Raw genomic sequence first — 21,951 nt, 5'->3', positions numbered from 1 at the left:
ACGGCCGGCTGAGCCGATGCGTGCCGATCGCGTCTTCGCGTACGGCGCCGCCGCCGGGCTCGTCGGGGATCTGCTGCTCGGTGATCCGCGCCGGGGGCATCCGGTCGCCGCGTTCGGGCGGGCCGCCGGTGCCGTGGAGCGGGTGCTGTGGCGGGACCACCGGGGATGGGGCGTGCTGCACACCGCCGTGTGTGCCGGGGGTGCCGTGGCGCTGGGTGCCGTGGCCGAGAGAGTCGTACGTCCTTCCCGTACCGCTTCCGTCGTACTGACCGGCGCCGCCACCTGGGCCGTCGTCGGGGGGACCTCGCTCGCGCGGGAGGCGCGGGGTGTCGGGCGGGCCCTGGAGGCGGGTGATGTCGAGGGCGCTCGCGCCCGGCTGCCGCATCTGTGCGGGCGCGATCCGCAGGCCCTCGACGCCGACGGGATCGCCCGGGCCGTCGTCGAGTCCGTCGCCGAGAACACCTCCGATGCCGTGGTCGGTGCGCTGGTGTGGGGGGCGCTCGCCGGCGTGCCGGGGCTGCTCGGGTTCCGGGCCGTCAACACCCTCGACGCCATGGTCGGGCACAAGTCCGAGCGGTACCGGCGGTACGGCTGGGCCTCCGCCCGGCTCGACGACCTCGCCGGATGGCCGGGGGCACGGCTCACCGCCGTACTCACGACGGTGAGCGGTGGTGATCCGCGGGGTGCGCTGCGCGCCTGGCGGGCGGATGCCGGCAAGCACCCGAGTCCCAACGCCGGGCCCGTCGAGGCCTCGTTCGCGGGGGCGCTCGGGGTGCGGCTCGGGGGGACCCTGTCGTACGGCGGGCGGGTCGAGCACCGGCCCGTCCTCAACCGGGCCGGGCGGGCCGTGGACACACAGGACATCGAGCGCGCCGTACGGCTGTCCCGGCGCGTCGGGCTGCTCGCGCTCGGCGTCTCGGTCGCCGCGCGGGCTCTGCGGAAAGGGCGTGCCTCATGAGCGGGGGCGGGCTGCTCGTCGCCGGGACCACCTCCGACGCCGGCAAGAGTGTCGTCACCGCCGGGATCTGCCGGTGGCTGGTGCGGCAGGGGGTCAAGGTCGCGCCGTTCAAGGCGCAGAACATGTCCCTCAATTCGTTCGTGACGCGGGAGGGCGCGGAGATCGGGCGGGCGCAGGCCATGCAGGCCCAGGCCTGTCGGGTCGAGCCGACCGCGCTGATGAATCCCGTGCTGCTCAAGCCCGGTGGGGAGCAGAGCAGCCAGGTCGTGCTGATGGGCAAGCCCGTCGGTGAGATGAGCGCGCGCGGGTATCACGGCGGGCGGCAGCAGAAGCTGCTCGGTACCGTGCTCGACTGTCTCGCCGAACTGCGGGGCACGTATGACGCGGTGATCTGTGAAGGGGCCGGGAGTCCCGCCGAGATCAATCTGCGGCGGACCGACATCGTCAACATGGGCATCGCCCGCAACGCCGGGCTTCCGGTGCTCGTCGTCGGGGACATCGACCGTGGTGGCGTCTTCGCCTCCTTCTTCGGGACCGTCGCGCTGCTGTCCGAAGAGGATCAGAAGCTGGTCGCCGGGTTCCTCGTCAACAAGTTCCGGGGGGACGTCTCCCTTCTCGAACCCGGCCTCGACATGCTCCACGGGCTCACCGGGCGGCACACCTACGGCGTCCTGCCCTTCCGGCACGGCCTCGGCATCGATGAGGAAGACGGTCTGCGGGTCTCCCTCAGAGGGACCGTCCGGGAGTCGAACACCGCCCCGCCCGTCGGGGAGGACGTGCTGCGGGTCGCCGTGTGCGCGATTCCGCTCATGTCCAACTTCACCGACGTCGACGCCCTCGCCGCCGAACCCGGTGTCGTGGTGCGGTTCGTGGACCGGCCCGAGGAGCTGGCCGACGCCGACCTCGTCGTCATCCCGGGGACCCGGGGGACCGTGCGTGCGCTGGAGTGGCTGCAGGAGCGAGGGCTCGCGGACGCCCTCCAGCGCAGGGTCGCCGAAGGGCGTCCCGTCCTCGGCATCTGCGGTGGCTTCCAGGTCCTCGGCGAGCACATCGAGGACGAGGTCGAGAGCCGACGGGGGCAGGTCGAGGGCCTCGGGGTGCTGCCCGTAAGGGTTCGGTTCGCCCCCGAGAAGACCCTCACCCGGCCGGAGGGGGAGGCACTCGGGGAACGGGTCACGGGGTACGAGATCCATCACGGGGTCGCCGACATCCACGGAGGGACCCCCTTCCTCGACGGCTGCCGGGTCGGCCAGACCTGGGGCACCCACTGGCACGGCTCGCTGGAGTCGGACGGCTTCCGGCGGGCCTTCCTCCGCGAGGTGGCCGCCGCCACGGGCCGCCGGTTCGTGCCGGCGCCCGACACCTCGTTCGCCGCGCTGCGCGAGGAGCAGCTCGACCGGCTCGGCGACCTCATCGAACAGCACGCGGACACCGACGCGCTCTGGCGGCTCATCGAGTCGGGCGCGCCGCAAGGACTGCCTTTCATTCCACCGGGAGCGCCCGCATGAGCACTGTGTTGTTGTTGTCGACCGCCGACACGGACCTGTTGGCGGCCCGGGCCGCCTCGGGTGCGGACTACCGGATCGGCAACCCGACCCGCGTGGACATGGCCGCCGAGCTGCCGGGGCTCATCCAGGGCTCCGACATCGCCGTCGTACGGCTGCTCGGTGGCAAGCGGGCCTGGGAGGACGGGCTGGCGGCTCTCAAGGCCGCCGGGATCCCGACCGTGCTCCTTGGCGGCGAGGCCGTGCCGGACGCCGAGTTGATGGCCGAGTCGTCGGTGCCGGCCGGTGTGGTCGCGGAGGCGCTGAAGTACCTCGTCGAGGGCGGACCCGCCAACCTCACCGAGCTGGCCCGGTTCCTGTCCGACACCGTGCTGCTGACCGGTGAGGGGTTCCTGGAGCCGCAGAAGATGCCGGAGTACGGCGTCCATGGCGACCGTGCCCTCGTCGAGGGCCGGCCGACCGTCGGGGTGCTCTTCTACCGGGCCCATGAGCTGAGCGGCAACACCGGCTTCGTGGACACGCTCTGCGACGCGATCGAGGCGCGCGGGGCCAACGCCCTCGCCGTGTACTGCGGTTCGCTGCGCGGCGCCGACGCCGGGCTGTACGAGATCCTCGCGAAGACCGACGCCCTCGTCGCCACCGTCCTCGCCGCCGGCGGCACGCACGCCTCGCAGGCGTCGGCGGGCGGTGACGAGGAGGCCTGGGACATCGGCGCGCTCGCCGAGCTCGACGTGCCGGTGCTGCAAGGACTTTGCCTCACCTCGTCCAAGGCGGCCTGGGACGAGTCCGACGCCGCCCTCTCCCCCATGGACGCGGCGATGCAGGTCGCGATCCCCGAGTTCGACGGGCGGATCATCACCGTCCCGTTCTCCTTCAAGGAACAGGGACCGGACGACGTCCCCGTGTACGTCGCCGACCCCGAGCGGGCCGGGCGCGTCGCCGGGATCGCCGTACGGCACGCACAGTTGCGGCACAAGCCGAACGCCGAGAAGAAGCTCGCGCTCGTCTTCACCGCCTACCCGACCAAGCACTCGCGGGTCGGCAACGCGGTCGGCCTCGACACGCCCGCCTCGGCGGTGCGGGTGCTGGACGCGCTCCGGGACGCGGGGTACGTCGTCGAAGGACACCCTGACAACGGCGACGAGTTGATCCACCGGCTCATCAACGCCGGTGGGCACGACGTCGAGTGGCTCACCGAGGAGCAGCTGGCCGCCGCGCCCGCGCGGGTGCCCCTGGCCGACTACCGGGCGTGGTTCGACAAGCTGGACCCGGAGTTGCGGGACGGCATGCTGGAGGCGTGGGGCGAGCCACCGGGCAGCCTCTACGTCGACGGGGACGACATCGTGCTCGCCTCGCTCCAGTTCGGGAACGTCGTCGTGATGATCCAGCCGCCGCGCGGCTTCGGGGAGAACCCGATCGCGATCTACCACGACCCCGACATGCCGCCCTCGCACCACTACATGGCCGCGTACCGGTGGCTGGAGAACTCCTTCGGCGCCGACGCGATCGTCCACATGGGCAAGCACGGCACGATGGAGTGGCTGCCGGGCAAGGGCCTCGGCCTGAGCGGCGGTTGCGCCCCGGACGCCGTGCTCGGCGACCTCCCGCTCATCTATCCCTTCATCGTCAACGACCCCGGCGAGGGCACCCAGGCCAAGCGGCGCGGGCACGCCACCGTCGTCGACCACCTCGTACCGCCGATGGCGCGTGCCGACACCTACGGGGACCTCGCCAAGCTGGAGCAGCTCCTCGACGAGTACGCGCTCGTCTCGGACCTGGACCCGACGAAGGCGCCGGCCGTGCGGGCGCAGATCTGGACGCTGGTCAAGGCGGCCGAGCTCCACCACGACCTGCATGTCGAGGACCAGCCGGACGACGACGACTTCGACGAGTTCGTCATGCACATCGACGGCTATCTGTGCGAGATCAAGGACGTGCAGATCCGCGACGGGCTGCACATCCTCGGCGGCGGTCCGGTCGGTGAGGCGCGGGTCAACCTCGTGCTCGCCGTGCTGCGCGCCTCGCAGGTGTGGGGCGGGCAGGCGAACGCGCTGCCAGGGCTCCGGGCTTGTTTCGCGGCCCATTTCGGGCTGGTGGAGAAGGAGTTGCTCGCCGAGCCGGGTGCTCCGGTGAAGGTGCCGGTCGAGCTGACGGAGCTGGTCGAGGGCCCGGCCCGGAGCGCCGCCGACGCGATCGACCTGCTGGAGCAGCTGTGCCGGCGGGTCGCGGAGGGCATGGAGGCGCGGGACTGGGACGTCGCGGTCGCCCCGGCCGTGCTGCGGGGTGTGCTGGGGGTCGAACTCCCGGACGGCGTCACCGTGTTGGAGTTCGCCTGCACCGAGGTGGTGCCGCGGCTCGCCCGCACCACCGACGAGATCGACCACATCCTCAAGGCGCTCGACGGCGGTTACGTCCCGGCGGGCCCGTCCGGTTCGCCGACGCGCGGACTGGTCAACGTCCTGCCGACCGGCCGGAACTTCTACTCCGTCGACCCCAAGGCCATTCCCTCCCGGCTGAGTTGGGAGGTCGGGCAGGCGCTCGCCGACTCGCTCGTCCAGCGGTACCTGGCCGACACCGGCGAGTACCCGAAGTCCGTCGGCCTGACGGTGTGGGGCACGTCCGCGATGCGCACCCAGGGCGACGACATCGCCGAGATCCTGGCGCTGCTGGGCTGCCGCCCGGTGTGGGACGAGGCCTCGCGGCGCGTGACCGGCTTCGAGATCATCGGCCTGGAGGAGCTGGGGCGGCCGCGCATCGACGTCACCGTCCGCATCTCCGGGTTCTTCCGGGACGCGTTCCCGCACGTCGTCGGGCTGATCGACGACGCGGTGCGGAAGGTGGCCGAGCTGGACGAGCCCGCCGAGCGCAACTTCGTGAAGGCGCACGCCGACGAGGACACCGCCGAGCACGGTGACCGGCGGCGCGCGACGGCCCGTATCTTCGGCTCCAAGCCGGGCGCGTACGGCGCCGGTCTGCTGCCGCTGATCGACGCCCGCAACTGGCGCTCCGACGCGGACCTCGCCGAGGTGTACGCGGTGTGGGGCGGTTACGCCTACGGGCGGGGGCTGGACGGGCGGGCGGCACGCGGGGACATGGAGACGGCGTTCAAGCGGATCAACGTGGCCGCGAAGAACGTCGACACCCGCGAGCACGACCTCGTGGACGCCGACGACTACTTCCAGTACCACGGCGGCATGGTCGCGATGGTGCGCCACCTCACGGGCGCCAACCCCGAGGCGTACGTGGGTGATTCGGCCACGCCGGACCAGGTGAGGACCCGCACGCTGGGCGAGGAGACGCACCGGGTGTTCCGGGCGCGGGTCGTGAACCCCCGCTGGATGGCGGCCATGCGCCGGCACGGCTACAAGGGTGCCTTCGAGATGGCGGCGACCGTCGACTACCTCTTCGGCTACGACGCCACGGCGGGCGTGGTCGACGACTGGATGTACGAGAAGCTCAGCGCCGAGTACGTCTTCGACCCGGAGAACCGGGACTTCATGAAGAAGTCCAACCCCTGGGCGCTGCGCGGCATCACCGAGCGGCTGCTGGAGGCCGCCGAGCGCGGGCTGTGGGCAGAGCCGGACGCGGACACGCTGGAGCGGCTGCGCGCCACGTACCTGGAGCTCGAAGGCGATCTGGAGGGCGACGACCAGTGAGTACCCCGTTTCCGTTCACGGCCGTCGTCGGCCAGGACGATCTGCGGCTCGCGCTGCTGCTGAACGCCGTGTCGCCGGCGGTCGGCGGTGTGCTGGTGCGCGGTGAGAAGGGCACGGCCAAGTCGACGGCGGTGCGGGCGCTTTCGGCGCTGCTGCCGGAGGTCGACGTCGTCCCCGGCTGCCGCTTCTCCTGCGACCCGGCCAAGCCCGACCCCGGCTGCCCGGACGGCCCGCACGAGCCGGGCCCCGGCACCTCGCGTCCCTCCCGCATGGTCGAACTCCCCGTCGGTGCCTCCGAGGACCGGCTCGTCGGCGCCCTCGACATCGAGCGGGCCCTCGCGGAGGGCGTGAAGGCCTTCGAGCCCGGCCTGCTGGCCGACGCGCACCGCGGGATCCTCTACGTCGACGAGGTCAATCTTCTGCATGACCATCTCGTCGACCTGCTGCTCGACGCCGCCGCGATGGGCGCCTCGTACGTGGAGCGCGAGGGCGTCTCCGTACGGCATGCCTCGAAGTTCCTGCTCGTCGGGACCATGAACCCCGAAGAGGGTGAGCTGCGGCCGCAGTTGCTCGACCGGTTCGGGCTGACCGTGGAGGTGGCCGCCTCGCGGGAGCCCGACCAGCGGGTGGAGGTCGTACGGCGGCGGCTCGCGTACGACGACGATCCGGCGGGTTTCGCGGCGCGTTGGGCCGACGAGGAGACCGCCGTACGGCAACGGGTCGTCGCGGCGCGGGAGTTGCTGCCGTCGGTGCGGCTCGGGGACGGGGCGTTGCGGCAGATCGCGGCGACCTGTGCCGCGTTCGAGGTGGACGGCATGCGGGCGGACATCGTGATGGCGCGTACGGCCACCGCGCTGGCCGCCTGGGCCGGGCGGACCGACGTGCTCGCCGAGGACGTACGGCAGGCCGCGCTGCTCGCGCTGCCGCATCGCCGGCGTCGTAATCCCTTTGACGCGCCGGGACTTGACGAGGACAAGCTCGACCAGACCCTGGAGGAGTTCAGCGGCGAGGGCGAGGACGATCCCGACCCGGACGGGCCCGGTGGGGGCGGCGGGCAGCCGGCGCCGGACGACGGGTCGCAGGGGGACTCCGGGGGTGCGGCGCAGCCCGAGGCCGGCGAGGGCGGGGAGCCGCAGGCCGGTGGTGCCGGTGGCGGCGAGCAGTCCGCCGTACGGGCCGCGGAGCCGTTCCGTACCAAGGTGCTCAGCGTGCCCGGGCTGGGGGACGGTGCCGCCGGGCGGCGTTCGCGGGCGCGGACCGAGCACGGGCGGACCACGGGGGCACGCCGCCCTCGGGGTGCGCTGACCAAGCTGCATCTGGCGGCCACCGTGCAGGCGGCGGCGCCGCATCAGCGGGCGCGCGGCCGGTCCGGGCCCGGGCTCGTGCTGCGCCGGGACGATCTGCGGCAGGCGACGCGGGAGGGGCGCGAGGGAAACCTCGTGCTGTTCGTCGTCGACGCCTCCGGGTCCATGGCGGCCCGGCAGCGGATGAGTGCCGTCAAGGGTGCCGTGCTGTCGCTGCTGCTCGACGCGTACCAGCGGCGGGACAAGGTGGGACTGGTGACGTTCCGGGGGACGGCGGGTGAGGTGGCGTTGCCGCCGACGTCGTCCGTGGACGCCGCCGCGGCCCGCCTGGAGACGTTGCCGACCGGGGGCCGTACGCCGCTCGCCGCCGGGCTGCTGAAGGCGCACGAGGTGCTGCGGGTCGAGACGTTGCGGGACCCGGCGCGGCGGGCGCTGGTCGTCGTGGTGACCGACGGGCGGGCCACGGGCGGGCCGGAGCCGGTCGCGCTGTCGCAGCGGGCGGCGCGGTTGTTCGCCGCCGACGGGGTCGCCTCCGTCGTCGTCGACTGCGAGTCCGGGCCGGTACGGCTGGGGCTCGCCGGGCAGTTGGCGGGTGAGCTGGGGGGTACGGCGGTGACGCTCGACGAGTTGCGGGCCGACTCCATCGCCGGGCTGGTCAAGGACGTACAGAGGAGGGCCGCGTAATGCCTCAGGGACAGCCGAGTGTGGTGCCGGACGACGGTCTGACCACGCGTCAGCGGCGTAATCGGCCGCTGGTGGTCGTGCATACCGGGGTGGGCAAGGGCAAGTCGACCGCCGCGTTCGGGCTTGCCCTGCGGGCCTGGAACCAGGGGTGGCCCATCGGGGTGTTCCAGTTCGTCAAGTCGGCGAAGTGGAAGGTCGGCGAGGAGAACGCGCTGCGGGTGCTGGGCGCCTCCGGCGAGGGCGGGTCCGTCGACTGGCACAAGATGGGCGAGGGGTGGTCCTGGGTCCAGCGGGACGCCCAGATGGACAACGAGGAGAAGGCCCGGGAGGGCTGGGAGCAGGTCAAGCGGGACCTCGCCGCCGAGACGTACAAGCTGTATGTGCTCGATGAGTTCGCCTACCCCATGCACTGGGGGTGGGTGGACACCGACGAGGTGATCTCCGTGCTGCGGGACCGGCCGGGCACGCAGCACGTCGTCATCACCGGGCGCAACGCTCCCGAAAAGCTCGTCGACTTCGCTGATCTCGTGACCGACATGTCCAAGGTGAAGCATCCGATGGACGCCGGGCAGAAGGGGCAGCGGGGTATCGAGTGGTGATGTCCTCCTCGTCCGTTTCCGTCCCTCGGCTGGTCATCGCCGCGCCCTCTTCCGGGAGCGGGAAGACCACCGTCGCCACGGGGTTGATGGCCGCGTTCGCCGCGCGGGGGCTCGCCGTGTCCCCGCACAAGGTCGGGCCGGACTACATCGACCCCGGGTATCACTCGCTCGCCACGGGGCGGGTGGGGCGGAACCTCGACGCGTACCTGTGCGGGCCGGAGTTGATCGGGCCGTTGTTCGCGCACGGGGCGCGCGGGTGTGACATCGCCGTCGTCGAGGGGGTGATGGGGATGTACGACGGGGCCGCGGGGGAAGGTGAACTGGCGTCCACCGCTCATGTCGCGAAGCTGCTCGGGGCGCCCGTCGTCCTTGTCGTCGACGCCTCTTCGCAGTCGCGGTCGGTGGCTGCGCTGGTGCACGGGTTCGCCTCGTGGGATCCGGAAGTGCGGGTCGGCGGTGTGATCCTCAACAAGGTCGCGTCCGACCGGCATGAGGAGCTGCTGCGGGAGGCGTTGGAGGCGGCCGGGGTGCCGGTGCTCGGGGTGCTGCGGCGGGCGGCCCAGGTGGATACGCCTTCCCGGCATCTGGGGTTGGTGCCCGTTGCCGAGCGGCGGGAGGCGGCGCTTGAGGCTGTGGCCGCTATGGGGGCGCAGGTTGCCCAAGGGTGCGATCTGGCGGCGTTGGAGGCGCTGGCCCGCGCTGCCGGTGCCGTACCAGGGGGCTGCGCCCCCTGGACCCCCGCCTCGCCCACCCACCACCCGACTCGGTTGGCAGAGACGGGAACGTCCAACCCCGTCGTCGCCATCGCCGGCGGCCCCGCCTTCACCTTCTCCTACGCCGAGCACACCGAGCTCCTCACCGCCGCCGGAGCCGAAGTCATCACCTTCGACCCCCTCCGCGACGAGCAACTCCCCGAAGGGACCCGCGGCTTGGTCATCGGCGGCGGCTTCCCCGAGGTGTACGCCGCCGAGCTGTCCGCCAACGAACCCCTGCGCAAGGCCGTCAGTGAGCTCGCCCTCAGCGGCGCCCCCGTCGCCGCCGAGTGTGCCGGGCTGCTGTATCTCTGCCGTGAGCTCGACGGAGCGCCCATGTGCGGTGTGCTCGACGCGTCCGCGCGGATGAGCGAGCGGCTCACGCTCGGGTACCGGGACGCGGTGGCCGTCGGCGACAGTTCCCTCGCCGTCGCCGGGACGCGGATGCGGGGGCATGAGTTTCATCGGACCGTCGTGGAGCCCGGTGCCGGGGCGGCTCCCGCATGGGGGGTGCGCGCCCCTGCCCCGCGCGTCGAAGGTTTCGTACAACAAGGTGTGCACGCGAGTTATCTGCACACGCACTGGGCGTCCGAGCCCGGTGTGGCCCGTCGGTTCGTGGAGAGGTGCCGGACGTCATGAGCAGCAGCAGGTTGATCGGAGTCGGGGTCGGTCCCGGCGATCCGGAGCTGGTGACCGTCAAGGGTGTCAACGCGCTGCGTGCCGCCGATGTGGTCGTCGTCCCCGTCATGGACACGGGGGAACGCGGGCGGGCCGAGGCCACCGTGCTGCATTACGTCGGGCAGGAGAAGGTCGTACGGGTGGTGTTCGCGCTCAACGAGCGGACCGACCGGGAGCGGCGGGAGGCCGCCTGGGACGCCGCCGGGGAGCGGGTCGCGCGGCTGCTCGTCGAGCACGGCACCGTCGCCTTCGCCACCATCGGCGATCCGAACGTCTACTCCACCTTCACCTATCTCGCGCAGACCATCGCCGAGCTGGTGCCGGGGACCGTCGTGGAGACCGTGCCCGGTATCACCGCCATGCAGGATCTCGCCGCGCGTTCCGGGGCCGTGCTCACCGAGGGCACCGAGCCGCTGACGCTGGTGCCCGTCACCGCCGGTGCCCAGGCGCTCAAGGACGCCCTGGCCGGGCCGGGGACGGTCGTGGCCTACAAGTTCGGGCGGCAGGCGCAGGAGGTCGCCGAGGCGCTGCGGCAGACCGGCCGGATCGACGACGCCGTGTGGGGGTCGGCGCTCGGGCTGCCGGAGGAGTCCGTGCGGCCGGCGGCCGAGCTCGACGGCGCCCCGCTCCCCTACCTCTCCACGCTCATCGCGCCCGCCCGGCGTGACGGCGGGCGGGGCGGCAAGCTGTGACCTCGCCCTTCGGGGCGTCAGTCGGCGATGCCCACCACCAGCCAGATGAACGCCACGCCCGCGACCGTGCACAGCAGGGTCGAGCGGGCGGGGTGTTCGTGGTGGGCCTCGGGGAGGATCTCGGCGGCCGCCAGATAGAGGAGCGCGCCGCCGAAGAAGCCGAGATACGCGCCGAGCAGCTTCTCCGGGATGGTGAAGAAGAGGGTCGACGCGGCGCCCACGACCGGTGCCGCCGCGTCCGCGACCAGCATCGCCATCGCCCGGCGGCGGGCGTTCCCGTACAGGCTCGTGATCGTGTACGTGTTGAAGCCGTCCGCGAAGTCATGGGCGATGACCGCGAGGGCCACCGCGGTGCCCATGCCGCCGCCCACCTGGAAGGCCGCGCCGATCGCCACGCCGTCCATGGCGCTGTGGCCGACCATCGCCGCGGCGGCCGTCAGGCCCACCTCGGGGACCCGGGCGTCCCTCTCCTCGCCGCCGTGCGCGGCCTGGCGGGCGGCGAGGAGCCGTTCCACCAGATGGGCCAGCAGGAAGCCGGCCACGAACAGCAGCAGCGCGGCCGGTACGCCGAACACCTCGGTGCCCGCCGCCTCCAGCGCCTCCGGCAGCAGGTCCAGGCCGACCACGCCCAGCATGAGGCCGCCGGCCAGGCCAAGGACCAGGTGACGGCGGTCGGTCACCCGCTGTGCCGTCCAGCCGCCGGCCAGTGTCATCAGGAACGCGCCGAGCGCGACGAACACCGCCATGGGCCCTTCGTATCCGATCAGGCCCTGTTCGCGCACATCCAGACCCCCAGTGAAGCTCCGTGAATCTTCGTACGAGAGGACCCGAACCCATGGCCGACGCCCCCACCGGCAAGGTGACCTTCGTCGGTGCCGGACCCGGCGCCGCCGATCTGCTGACGTTCCGTGCCGCGCGTGCCATCGCCGAGGCCGACGTCGTGATCTGGGCGGCGAGCCTGGTCCAGGCCGAGGTCCTGGAGCACGCCCGTGAGGGCGCGGAGATCCTCGACTCGGCGACGATGTCGCTGGAGGACGTCGTGGCCGTGTACGAGCGGGCGCATCAGCACGCGTTGAAGGTCGCCCGTATCCACTCCGGCGATCCCGCCCTGTGGGGCGGTACGCAGGAGCAGCTCGACCGGTGTGCGCGGATCGGCATCGCGACCGAAGTGGTCCCCGGTGTCTCCGCGTTCTCCGCCGTCGCCGCGCTCGCGCAGCGCGAGCTGACCATTCCCGAGGTCGCGCAGTCCGTGGTGCTGACCCGCCTCGGCGGCGGCAAGACGCCGATGCCGCCCGGTGAGGAGGTGCGGGAGTTCGCCAAGCACGGCACCACCATGGCGATCTTCCTGTCGGCGGCGCGCAGTGGTCAGCTGGTGCGGGAGCTGCTGGAGGGCGGCTATCCGACGTCCACCCCGGTGGTCGTCGCCTATCAGGCCACCTGGCCCGAGGAGCTGGTCGTGCGGTGCACGATCGAGACGCTGGAGGAGACGGTCAAGGAGCACAAGCTCTGGAAGCACACGCTCTTCCTGGTCGGGCCCGCGCTGGACGCCGAGGGCACCCGCTCGCACCTGTACCACCCCGGTCACTTCCACGGCTACCGCAAGGCCGACCCGGAGGCCCGCCGGGCCCTGCGCGCGCGGGGTGCGAGTACGTGATCACGGTCTTCGGTACGGGGACGGGGGCGCCGGTTCCCGCCGACGTGCTGGCCGGGGCCCGGCTGGTGGTGGGCGGCCGGCGTCATCTGGCGTCCGCGCCCGTGCCCGACGACGCCGAGCAGGTCGTCCTCGGGCCGCTGGCGCCCGCGCTGGACGTCATCGAGCGGCATCTGAAGGCGGAGAGCCCGGTCGTCGTGCTCGCCTCGGGTGATCCCGGGTTCTTCGGGATCGTGCGGGCGCTGGCCGAGCGGTTCGGGTCCGAGCGGTTGGACGTGCGGCCGGGAGTGCCGTCCGTCGCCTCCGCGTTCGCGCGGCTGGGGCTGACGTGGGACGACGCGGTCGTGGTCAGCGCGCACGGGCGGGAGCTGCGGACGGCGGTGCACGTGTGCCGGGCGCGGCCCAAGGTCGCGGTGCTGACCGGGCCGGGGTCCGGGCCCGCCGAGCTGGGGGCCGCGCTGCGGGCCGACGCCCGGGTCCTGGTCGTCGCCTCCGCGCTGGGCTCCGGCGAGGAGCGCGTCGAGCGGGTGACGCCGGCCGAGGCCGCGGCCCGTGACTGGGGGGCGTCGGTCAGCGTGGTGCTGTGCCTGGACGAGGCGCGGCTGCTGGGTCCCGTCGCCCGGACGGTCGCCGGGTCCGACGCCGGCCCCGATCGATGGGCGCTGGACGAGGACGCGTTCGCGCACCGTGATTCGATGATCACCAAGTTCGAGGTACGGGCCCTCGCGCTGGCCCGGCTCGGCCCACGGCTCGGCGACCACGTCTGGGACATCGGGGCGGGCTCCGGTTCGGTCGCGGTGGAGTGCGCGCGGTTCGGCGCGGCCGTCACCGCCGTCGAGAAGACCCGGGACGGCGTCGAGCGGGTGCGTGCCAACGCGGCGGCCCACGGGGTCGACGTACGGGCCGTGCACGGGGCCGCGCCCACGGTGCTGTCCGATCTCGACGACCCCGACGCCGTGTTCGTCGGCGGCGGCGGGCGGGAGCTGCCCGCGATCGTCACCGCGTGCGCGCGGCGCGCCCGGCGGACGGTCGTCGTGGCGATGGCCGCGCTCGACCGGGTGCCGGCCGTGCGCGAGGCGCTCACCGGCGCCGGGTTCTCCTGCGACGGCGTGCTGTTGCAGTCGTCGCGGCTGGCGCCGTTGCCCGGGGACGTGACCCGGCTCGCGGCGACCAACCCTGTTTTTCTGCTGTGGGGGTACCGAACCCCCGTTTCTCATGAGGGAGTAGCCCTGTGATCGGCCTCATTTCCGCCACCGCGGCGGGCGCGGCTGCGCGCGACCGGCTGGCCGCGGCGTGGCCGGAGCGGACACGCGTGTACGAAGGTCCCGTCGGGGACGCCGTACGGGCCGCGTTCGCGGAGTGCGAGCAACTGGTGTGCTTCCTCGCCACGGGGGCGGTGGTGCGGCTCATCGCGCCGCTGCTCGGCGACAAGACGTCCGACCCGGGTGTCGTGTGCGTCGACGAGGCGGGGCGGTTCGCCGTGTCGCTGGTCGGCGGGCACGGCGGGGGCGCCAATGAACTCGCCCGTGAGGTAGGGGAGTTGCTGGGCGCGGAGCCGGTCGTCACGACGGCGACGGACGCGGTCGGCCTGCCGGGGCTCGACACGCTCGGTTTCCCCGTCGAGGGCGATGTCGCCGCCGTCTCGCGGGCGCTCCTCGACGGTGAACCGGTGGCCCTGAAGGCGGAGTTGGCGTGGCCGCTGCCCGCGCTGAAGGTCACCGAGGACGGCGCCCATGTCGTGCGGGTCACCGATCGTCTCGTCCAGCCCGCCTCGCGGGAGGTCGTGCTGCGGCCGCCGTCCCTCGTCGTCGGGGTCGGCGCCTCCAGGGGCGTACCGGCGGACGAGGTGCTGGGGCTGGTGCGGGACGCCCTGCGGGACGCCGGGCTGTCGGAGGCGTCCCTCGCCGAACTCGCCACCGTGGACGCCAAGGCGGACGAGCCGGGCATCGTCGAGGCCGCCCGCGCGCTGGGGGTCCCGCTGGTCACCCACACCGCCGCGGACCTGGCGGCCGTCGAGGTGCCGAACCCCTCCGACGCGCCGCTGGCCGCCGTGGGCACCCCGTCCGTCGCCGAGGCCGCCGCGCTCGTGACCGGCGGCGAACTCCTCGTACCCAAGCGGAAGTCCTCGCGTGCGGACGGGCATGCCGCGATGGCGACCTGTGCCGTCGTACGGCGTCCCGTGCGCGGCCGGCTCGCGGTGGTCGGGCTCGGGCCCGGCGCCCGGGATCTGCTCACCCCGCGCGCGAAGGCCGAACTCCGGAGTGCTGCCGTGCTGGTCGGCCTGGACCAGTACGTCGACCAGATCCGCGATCTGCTGCGGCCCGGCACCGTGATCCTGGAGTCGGGGCTCGGGGCCGAGGAGGAGCGGGCCCGTACGGCCGTCGCGGAGGCCCGTAAGGGGCAGGCCGTCGCGCTGATCGGCAGCGGGGACGCGGGCGTGTACGCCATGGCCTCCCCCGCGCTCGCCGAGGCGTCCGACGACATCGACGTCGTCGGTGTGCCCGGGGTGACCGCCGCGCTCGCCGCCGCCGCGATCCTGGGCGCCCCGCTGGGCCACGACCACGTCTCCATCAGCCTCTCCGACCTGCACACCCCCTGGGAGGTCATCGAGCGGCGGGTGCGGGCGGCGGCCGAGGCGGACATCGTGGTCACCTTCTACAACCCGCGTTCCCGGGGCCGTGACTGGCAGCTGCCGAAGGCGCTGGCGATCCTCGCCGGGCACCGGGAGCCGGCCACGCCGGTCGGGGTCGTGCGGAACGCGTCGCGGCCGGACGAGTCCAGTCGGCTCACGACACTGGGGTCCCTGGATCCGGCGACGGTCGACATGATGACGGTCGTGACCGTCGGCAACACGGCGACCCGGGACATCGCGGGGCGCATGGTGACACCGCGCGGCTACCGCTGGCAGACCGCCGAGGAGGGCTCCAAGTGATCCGTGAGGTCCACCCCATCGAGGAGGAGTCCTACCGGCGGCTGCGGTCCCGCCTGGACACCTCGCACTTCCCGCCGCTGACCCGGGCGGTGGTCGAGAGGGTCATCCACTCGGCCGCCGACCTGGCATACGCCGACGACCTCGTCATGGACGAGGGCGAGCTGGAGAAGGCGCATGCCGCCCTGCACGGCGGGGCGCCCGTCGTCGTGGACGTCGAGATGGTCGCGGCCGGCATCACCCGGCGCGAGACCGTCTGCCGGCTGCGCGACGCCGTGGCCGGGCCGGGGCTGACCCGCTCCGCGCACGCGATCCGGCTCGCCTACGAGCAGGTCGGCCCCGGCGCCCTGTGGGTGATCGGCAACGCGCCGACCGCGCTGGAGGAACTGCTCACCCTGGACGCCGCCCCGGCGCTCGTCATCGGTCTGCCCGTCGGCTTCGTCGGCGCGGTCGAGTCCAAGGCCGCGTTGCGCGAGAGCGGGCTGCCCGCCGTGAGCAACGTGTCCGAGAAGGGCGGGTCGGCCGTCGCCTCGGCCGCGCTCAACGCCCTGCTGTACCACCCCGTTTCCACCGAGGAGAAATCGTGACCACCCCCCAGCCCGCTCTGCTCATCGCCGGCCACGGCACCCGGGACGAGGCCGGGGCCGAGGCGTTCCGCGCCTTCGTACGGGAGTTGGGGCGCCGCCACCCCGAACTGCCCGTCGCGGGCGGCTTCATCGAACTGTCCCCGCCGCCGCTCGGCGAAGCCGTCACCGAGCTGGTGGAGCGAGGCGTACGACGGTTCGCCGCCGTGCCGCTGATGCTGGTCTCCGCCGGTCACGCCAAGGGCGACATCCCGGCGGCGCTGGCCCGCGAGAAGGAACGGCACCCGGGGATCTCGTACACCTACGGGCGTCCGCTGGGCCCGCACCCGTCGCTGCTGAACGTCCTGGAACGGCGGCTGGAGGAGGCGCTCGGCACCGAGGGGCGCACGCCCGGCGACCTCGCCGACGTGACCGTGCTGCTCGTCGGGCGCGGTTCCACCGACCCGGACGCCAATGCCGAGGTGCACAAGGCGGCCCGGCTGCTGTGGGAGGGGCGCGGGTACGCGGGTGTGGAGACGGCGTTCGTGTCGCTGGCCGCGCCGGACGTGCCGAGCGGCCTGGACCGGTGCGTGAGGCTGGGCGCGCGGCGGATCGTGGTCCTGCCGTACTTCCTGTTCACCGGCATCCTCCCGGACCGGGTCCGGCAGCAGACCGAAGGCTGGGCCGCCGCGCACCCCGACGTCGAGGTGCGCTCGGCCGACGTCATCGGGCCGGAGCCGGAGCTGCTCGACCTGGTGATGGAGCGGTACCAGGAGGCGGTCAAGGGCGATCTGCGGATGAACTGCGACTCGTGCGTCTACCGCATCGCGCTGCCCGGTTTCGAGGACAAGGTGGGCCTGCCGCAGCAGCCGCACTTCCACCCCGACGACGACGGCCACCATCACCACGGCCATGGACACCACCACCACGGCTCCCACTCCCATGCGCACTGACAGACAGGACACCGGCAGCCACGACCTGCGGCACCACGGTGACGCCGAGGTACGGGACGACGGGGCGCGGCTCACCGACCTCGCCGTGAACGTCCGCGCCGACACACCCCCGAGATGGCTGCGGGAGCGGATCGCCGAGTCGCTGACCGGGCTGGCCGCCTACCCGGACGGCCGCGAGGCACGGGAGGCGGTCGCGGCCCGGCACGGGCTGCCCGCGGAACGGGTGCTGCTCACGGCCGGTGCGGCGGAGGCCTTCGTGCTGCTCGCCCGCGCCCTGGAGACCCGTCATCCGCTGGTCGTGCACCCGCAGTTCACGGAGCCGGAGGCGGCGCTGCGGGACGCGGGGCACACCGTCGACCGGCTGCTGCTGCGCGAGGAGGACGGCTTCCGGCTCGATCCGGAGGCCGTCCCCGAGGACGCCGACCTGGTGGTGATCGGCAACCCGACGAACCCGACATCGGTCCTGCACCCGGCGGACACGATCGCCCGACTCGCCCGTCCCGGGCGGACGTTGGTGGTGGACGAGGCGTTCATGGACGCGGTGCCGGGCGAGCGGGAGGCGCTGGCGGGACGCACCGACGTCCCCGGGCTGGTCGTCCTGCGCAGCCTGACCAAGACCTGGGGGCTGGCCGGGCTGCGCATCGGGTACGTCCTCGCCGCGCCGGAGACCATCGGCGAGCTGGAGCGGGCCCAGCCGCTGTGGCCGGTGTCCACCCCGGCGCTCGCGGCGGCGCGGGCCTGCGTGCAGCCGCAGGCCCTGGCCGAGGCGGCCCACGCGGCCCACCGGATCGCCGCCGACCGGGCCCATCTCGTCGCCGGGCTGCGGGAGTTCGCCCCGGACGGGCTGAAGGTGGCCGAACCGGCGGAGGGCCCCTTCGTCCTCGTACGCCTGCCCCGGGCCGCCGCCGTGCGCCGGCATCTGCGCGACCTCGGTTTCGCGGTGCGGCGCGGGGACACGTTCCCCGGCCTGGACGAGGAGTGGCTGCGGCTCGCGGTGCGGGACCGGACGACGGTCAACTCGTTCCTCCAGGCGCTGGACCAGGCGATGGTCCTGTCGCAGCACTGAGGGGGAACGCGGTGGGCGCCGCCGGGGTGGTCAGTTCCTGCCGCGTCGCGCCACCGCGGTCGCTCCCCCGCCCGCGACGAGCAGGGCGATCGCGCCCCCCGCGATGTACGGGGTCAGGGAGTTGCCGCCGGTCTCGGCCAACCCGGCCTCGGCGGGGGCGCCTTGGGGCTTCACATTGTCGGCCGGGGTCTCGGAGGGCGCCGCGGCGGCGGGTGCCGCCGGGGCCTCGCAGGTGGCCTTCGCCAGGGTCAGGGTGCCCTCGACCTCCGCGACGTTGAGCTTCAACGGGTTGACGGAGACGGTGAGTTCGAGGGCGGTGGCGGCGGCCGTGCGGGACGTGGTCTCGCGCTTCGACAGGTCGAGGCGGACCTCGCCGACGCCCGGGACCTTCACCTCGGTCGGGCCGCCCGCGCTCAGCGTGACCTTCTTGCCGAGGACGGTGACATCACCGAGCACGTTGGACCGGGCGATCGGGGTCTTCCCGGCCTCGCAGACCGCCTCGGACGTGACGGCGCCGAGCTCGACGACCGAGAGCAGCGGCAGGCCGGGGACGTGGAGTTTGGCGTGGGCGAGGCGGGTGGAGGCCTCGGCCCTGGTCGCGGTGACGTTCGCCTTCGCCGACGCCACCTCGGCGTTCAGGACGCTGAAGGCCCGGCCGTTGTTCACGCCGTTCAGCTCGGCGGTCAGGGCGGTCTTCTCGGCGCTCCGCGGCGCCTGCACTTCGTTCAGGGAGACCGCGAGCGGGACGTTCACGGTCTTGTTGAGCAGGGACACGTCGAGGCCGGTGCGCAGGACGACGGCGCTCGCGCGGCCTTGGTCGCCGGTGGCGTGGGCGGAACCCGCCCCCGCCAGGACCGCGGGACCGGCGGCCAGGGCGGTGGCCGTCGCGACGGTCGCGAGACGGCGTGCGGGCATACGGAAGTTCTTGCCGTTCAAGGTGGGGACCCCTCAGAGGAGACTTGCTCGGGACTCGGCAAGAATTACGCACGGAGAGTGAACAGTCAGCGGTCCGACGGGAGTTCACCCCAACGTGGTGCTCCCGTGAACCTTTTCGATTCATGCGGCACGGGTGTTCCTCGAAGTCACCCCCGTACCCCCTTCTGTGCGAGCGCGTCCGTTGACGGGGCGGCGCGTGAGCGGGAGTGCAGAACGAGCCAGGCCGCTCACCGGTTACGCTCCGTCAACGCGGCCCGGCGGCTCCGGCGGCTCAGGCGGTGACCCGACCGTCGAGGACGACCCGCTGCGGGTCCGCCAGTACGCGTACGTCGGCGCGCGGATCGGACGCGTAGACCACGAGGTCGGCCGGGGCGCCCTCCTCCAGGCCGGGTCGGCCGAGCCAGGTCCGGGCCTTCCAGGTCGTCGCCGCGAGCGCCTCGATGGGCGGGATGCCGGCGGTGACCAGTTCCGCGACCTCGTCCGCGACCAGGCCGTGCGGCAGGGTGCCGCCGGCGTCGGTGCCGACGTACACCGGGATGCCCGCGTCGTAGGCGGCGCGCACGGTGTCGTAGCGCCGCTCGTGCAGTCGCCGCATGTGCGCCGACCAGCGCGGGAACTTGGTCTCGCCGCCCGCCGCGAGCTGTGGGAAGGTGGCGATGTTGACGAGGGTCGGGACGATCGCCACGCCGTGCTCGACGAAGAGCGGGATCAGGTCCTCGGTCAGCCCGGTGGCATGCTCGACGCAGTCGATGCCGGCGCCGACCAGGTCCGGCAGGGAGTCCGCGGAGAAGCAGTGGGCGGTGACCCGGGCACCGAGGCGGTGGGCCTCGGCGATGGCCGCGTCCAGGGCGTCCCGCGGCCAGACCGCGGACAGGTCGCCGAGCTCGCGGTCGATCCAGTCGCCGACCAGCTTGACCCAGCCGTCGCCGCGCCGGGCCTCCTGGGCGACGTACGCGACCAGGTCGTCGGGCTCGATCTCGTGGGCGTAGCCGCGGATGTAGCGACGGGTGCGGGCGATGTGCCGGCCGGCCCGGATGATCTTCGGGAGGTCCTCGCGGTCGTCGATCCAGCGGGTGTCCGAGGGGGAACCGGCGTCGCGGATCAGCAGGGTGCCGGCCTCGCGGTCGGTGAGCGCCTGCTTCTCGGCGACGTCCTGGGGGACCGGGCCGTGCGGGCCGAGGCCGACATGGCAGTGCGCGTCGACCAGGCCCGGCAGGGCCCAGCCGGCGACGGTGCGGATGTCACGGGCGCCGGCGGGACGGTCGTAGGAGATCCGGCCGCCGACCACCCACAGCTCGTCCCGGATGTCGTCGGGTCCGGCCAGGACCCGGCCCTTCACGTGCAGCACCGCGCGTTCGCTCATGACTGCACCCTAATGACCGGGCCCTGATGACCGGCTAGTCGCCCTTGCCCACCTGGTCGGACGTCTCCTCCTCCACGTCGGCCATCGCCGGGTCGAGGAGGCGGGAGAGGAAGTGGCGGGTGCGTTCGTGGCTCGGGTTGCCGATGACCTGGGCGGGGACGCCGTCCTCGACGATCACTCCGCCGTCCATGAAGACGACCCGGTCGGCGACCTCGCGGGCGAAGGTCATCTCGTGGGTGACGACCATCATCGTCATGCCCTCGTTCGCCAGCATGCGCATCACCGCGAGGACGTCGCCGACGAGTTCGGGGTCGAGCGCCGAGGTCGGCTCGTCGAAGAGCATCACCTCGGGGCCCATGGACAGGGAGCGGGCGATGGCGACGCGCTGCTGCTGGCCGCCGGAGAGGGAGGCCGGGTAGGCGTACGCCTTCTCCGACAGGCCGACGCGTTCCAGGTTCTCAGCGGCCACCTTCGCCGCCTCCGCCTTGCCGCGCCTGAGGACCCGGCGCTGCGGGAGCGTGAGGTTCTCGGTGACGGTGAGGTGCGGGAAGAGGTTGAACTGCTGGAAGACCATGCCGATACGGCGGCGTACGGCGTCGATGTCGACGTCCGGGTCGGTGAGTTCGGTGCCGCCGACGAAGACCTGGCCCTGGGTGGGTTCTTCGAGCAGGTTCACACAGCGCAGCAGCGTGGACTTGCCGGAGCCGGACGGGCCGATGACACACACGACCTCGCCGCGACCGATCTCCAGGTCGATGCCCTTGAGGACCTCGTTGTCGCCGAACGACTTGTGCAGGCCCCGGACTTGGATCTCTGCCGTGCCGGTCACTTGACCGCCTCCTGGGCCTTGGCCTCCATACGGCGGACGACGAAGCCGAGCGGGATCGTCACCAGCAGATAGCACAGGCCGGCGACGAGGATCGGCGTGGAGTTGGCGGTCTGGCTGGCCAGATCGCGGCCGTACTTGGACAGTTCGCGCTCCTCCAGGGTGACGCCGAGGAACAGCACCAGCGAGGAGTCCTTGAAGAGCAGGACGAGTTCGTTGGTGAGCGGCGGCAGGATGATGCGGAACGCCTGCGGGATGATGATCGAGACCATGGCCCGCGCGGGCGAGAAGCCCAGGGAACGGGCCGCCTCCATCTGCCCCTTGGGCACCGCCTGGATGCCCGCGCGGATCGTCTCCGCCATGTAGGCCGCCGCGACCAGGCCGAGCGCGAGCGCGACCTTGCCGTAGGTGCCGCCGGGGATCTCGGTCCCCGGGAAGGCGAGCGGCACGGCCACGCCGATGAAGATGAAGATCAGCAGGGCGGGCAGCCCGCGGAAGATCTCGATGTAGACGCCGGCGAACCAGCGGTACGGGCCCACCGACGACAGCCGCATCAGCGCTATGACCATGCCGAGCACGAGTCCGAAGGCGAAGCCGGACAGCGTGTACAGCACGGTGTTCTTGAGCGCCAGCGTGATGACGTCCGGGAACATCTCCTTCGCGATGTCCCACTGGGCGAACTGGTTCTTCAGCCGGTCCCAGTCCGCCGACACCGCGAAGGCGATCACGGCGCCGACGAACACCACGTACTGCGCGCCGCGCGACAGGCTGCGCTTCTGACGCCGGGTCAGGCCCTTCTTCCTGGGCTGGAGTGGTACGTCCGTATCAGCCATGGG

General features: G+C 72.9%; 18 protein-coding genes. 13 read left to right on the top strand and 5 right to left on the bottom strand.

Annotated features, from left to right (window positions below; translation table 11 throughout):
* The first annotated feature begins 16 nt into the window (after positions 1-16).
* From ACFUO4_RS17990 to cobI, 7 genes are read left to right on the top strand one after another with little or no spacing between them, the layout of a single operon-like run.
* A complete protein-coding gene (locus tag ACFUO4_RS17990) occupies positions 17-958 on the top strand; it encodes a cobalamin biosynthesis protein (RefSeq protein WP_383485461.1) in 942 nt (313 codons plus the stop codon).
* Positions 955-2,466: a cobyric acid synthase gene (locus tag ACFUO4_RS17985; RefSeq protein ID WP_383485458.1), complete on the top strand. Its 1,512-nt coding sequence runs from the start codon at positions 955-957 to the stop codon at positions 2,464-2,466. The genes ACFUO4_RS17990 and ACFUO4_RS17985 overlap by 4 nt, the downstream gene beginning before the upstream one ends.
* Positions 2,463-6,119 carry a cobaltochelatase subunit CobN gene (cobN, locus tag ACFUO4_RS17980; protein ID WP_383485455.1) on the top strand — a complete coding sequence of 1,219 codons (3,657 nt, stop codon included), beginning with the start codon at positions 2,463-2,465 and terminating at the stop codon, positions 6,117-6,119. Before ACFUO4_RS17985 ends, cobN begins: the two co-directional genes overlap by 4 nt.
* Positions 6,116-8,107, top strand: coding sequence for a putative cobaltochelatase (locus tag ACFUO4_RS17975; protein ID WP_383485452.1), 1,992 nt, complete (start codon positions 6,116-6,118; stop codon positions 8,105-8,107). Before cobN ends, ACFUO4_RS17975 begins: the two co-directional genes overlap by 4 nt.
* On the top strand, positions 8,107-8,706 hold the full coding sequence (cobO, locus tag ACFUO4_RS17970) for a cob(I)yrinic acid a,c-diamide adenosyltransferase (protein ID WP_079308227.1): 600 nt from the start codon (positions 8,107-8,109) through the stop codon (positions 8,704-8,706). The genes ACFUO4_RS17975 and cobO overlap by 1 nt, the downstream gene beginning before the upstream one ends.
* Positions 8,706-10,097: a cobyrinate a,c-diamide synthase gene (locus ACFUO4_RS17965; protein ID WP_383485449.1), complete on the top strand. Its 1,392-nt coding sequence runs from the start codon at positions 8,706-8,708 to the stop codon at positions 10,095-10,097. The genes cobO and ACFUO4_RS17965 overlap by 1 nt, the downstream gene beginning before the upstream one ends.
* On the top strand, positions 10,082-10,828 hold the full coding sequence (gene cobI, locus ACFUO4_RS17960) for a precorrin-2 C(20)-methyltransferase (RefSeq protein WP_383485446.1): 747 nt from the start codon (positions 10,082-10,084) through the stop codon (positions 10,826-10,828). Before ACFUO4_RS17965 ends, cobI begins: the two co-directional genes overlap by 16 nt.
* A 17-nt stretch (positions 10,829-10,845) precedes the next feature.
* Here cobI and ACFUO4_RS17955 read toward each other — a convergent pair whose 3' ends face one another.
* Positions 10,846-11,574 (bottom strand): ZIP family metal transporter, encoded by a 729-nt coding sequence (locus ACFUO4_RS17955; protein WP_079308270.1) that lies wholly within the window; start codon positions 11,572-11,574, stop codon positions 10,846-10,848.
* A gap of 89 nt (positions 11,575-11,663) precedes the next feature.
* Here ACFUO4_RS17955 and cobM point away from each other — a divergent pair, with 89 nt between their 5' ends.
* From cobM to cobC, 6 genes are read left to right on the top strand one after another with little or no spacing between them, the layout of a single operon-like run.
* Positions 11,664-12,482, top strand: coding sequence for a precorrin-4 C(11)-methyltransferase (gene cobM, locus ACFUO4_RS17950; protein WP_079308229.1), 819 nt, complete (start codon positions 11,664-11,666; stop codon positions 12,480-12,482).
* Positions 12,479-13,714, top strand: coding sequence for a precorrin-6y C5,15-methyltransferase (decarboxylating) subunit CbiE (gene cbiE / locus ACFUO4_RS17945; protein WP_383485442.1), 1,236 nt, complete (start codon positions 12,479-12,481; stop codon positions 13,712-13,714). The genes cobM and cbiE overlap by 4 nt, the downstream gene beginning before the upstream one ends.
* Positions 13,711-15,411 (top strand): precorrin-3B C(17)-methyltransferase, encoded by a 1,701-nt coding sequence (gene cobJ / locus ACFUO4_RS17940; RefSeq protein ID WP_383485439.1) that lies wholly within the window; start codon positions 13,711-13,713, stop codon positions 15,409-15,411. The genes cbiE and cobJ overlap by 4 nt, the downstream gene beginning before the upstream one ends.
* Entirely contained in the window at positions 15,408-15,995 is a 588-nt protein-coding gene (locus ACFUO4_RS17935) for a precorrin-8X methylmutase (protein WP_383485436.1), read from the top strand. Before cobJ ends, ACFUO4_RS17935 begins: the two co-directional genes overlap by 4 nt.
* The gene (locus ACFUO4_RS17930; RefSeq protein ID WP_383485433.1) at positions 15,992-16,924 is read left to right on the top strand and encodes a sirohydrochlorin chelatase; all 933 of its coding nucleotides are present in this window, start codon (positions 15,992-15,994) and stop codon (positions 16,922-16,924) included. Before ACFUO4_RS17935 ends, ACFUO4_RS17930 begins: the two co-directional genes overlap by 4 nt.
* Positions 16,914-17,990, top strand: a complete 1,077-nt coding sequence (cobC, locus tag ACFUO4_RS17925; protein ID WP_079308230.1) for an Rv2231c family pyridoxal phosphate-dependent protein CobC — start codon at positions 16,914-16,916, stop codon at positions 17,988-17,990. Before ACFUO4_RS17930 ends, cobC begins: the two co-directional genes overlap by 11 nt.
* Before the next feature lie 30 nt (positions 17,991-18,020).
* Here the strand turns inward: cobC and ACFUO4_RS17920 are convergent, their stop codons facing one another.
* The 4 genes from ACFUO4_RS17920 to ACFUO4_RS17905 all read right to left on the bottom strand — a co-directional run bounded on the left by ACFUO4_RS17920 (position 18,021) and on the right by ACFUO4_RS17905 (position 21,948).
* Complete coding sequence (locus ACFUO4_RS17920; RefSeq protein ID WP_383485430.1) at positions 18,021-18,926, bottom strand: SCO1860 family LAETG-anchored protein; 906 nt, start codon at positions 18,924-18,926, stop codon at positions 18,021-18,023.
* Between the two features lie 271 nt (positions 18,927-19,197).
* On the bottom strand, positions 19,198-20,289 hold the full coding sequence (locus tag ACFUO4_RS17915) for an amidohydrolase family protein (protein WP_079308232.1): 1,092 nt from the start codon (positions 20,287-20,289) through the stop codon (positions 19,198-19,200).
* A gap of 34 nt (positions 20,290-20,323) precedes the next feature.
* Positions 20,324-21,118, bottom strand: a complete 795-nt coding sequence (locus tag ACFUO4_RS17910; protein WP_383485426.1) for an amino acid ABC transporter ATP-binding protein — start codon at positions 21,116-21,118, stop codon at positions 20,324-20,326.
* A complete protein-coding gene (locus tag ACFUO4_RS17905; RefSeq protein ID WP_079308234.1) occupies positions 21,115-21,948 on the bottom strand; it encodes an amino acid ABC transporter permease in 834 nt (277 codons plus the stop codon). The genes ACFUO4_RS17910 and ACFUO4_RS17905 overlap by 4 nt, the downstream gene beginning before the upstream one ends.
* Positions 21,949-21,951 lie beyond the last annotated feature (3 nt).

The sequence above is a fragment of the Streptomyces sp. NPDC057280 genome (assembly GCF_042668605.1).
Taxonomy (GTDB): domain Bacteria; phylum Actinomycetota; class Actinomycetes; order Streptomycetales; family Streptomycetaceae; genus Streptomyces.
The sequence above is the reverse complement of the archived record's forward strand: the minus strand, read 5'-3'. Positions and strand labels throughout refer to the sequence as shown.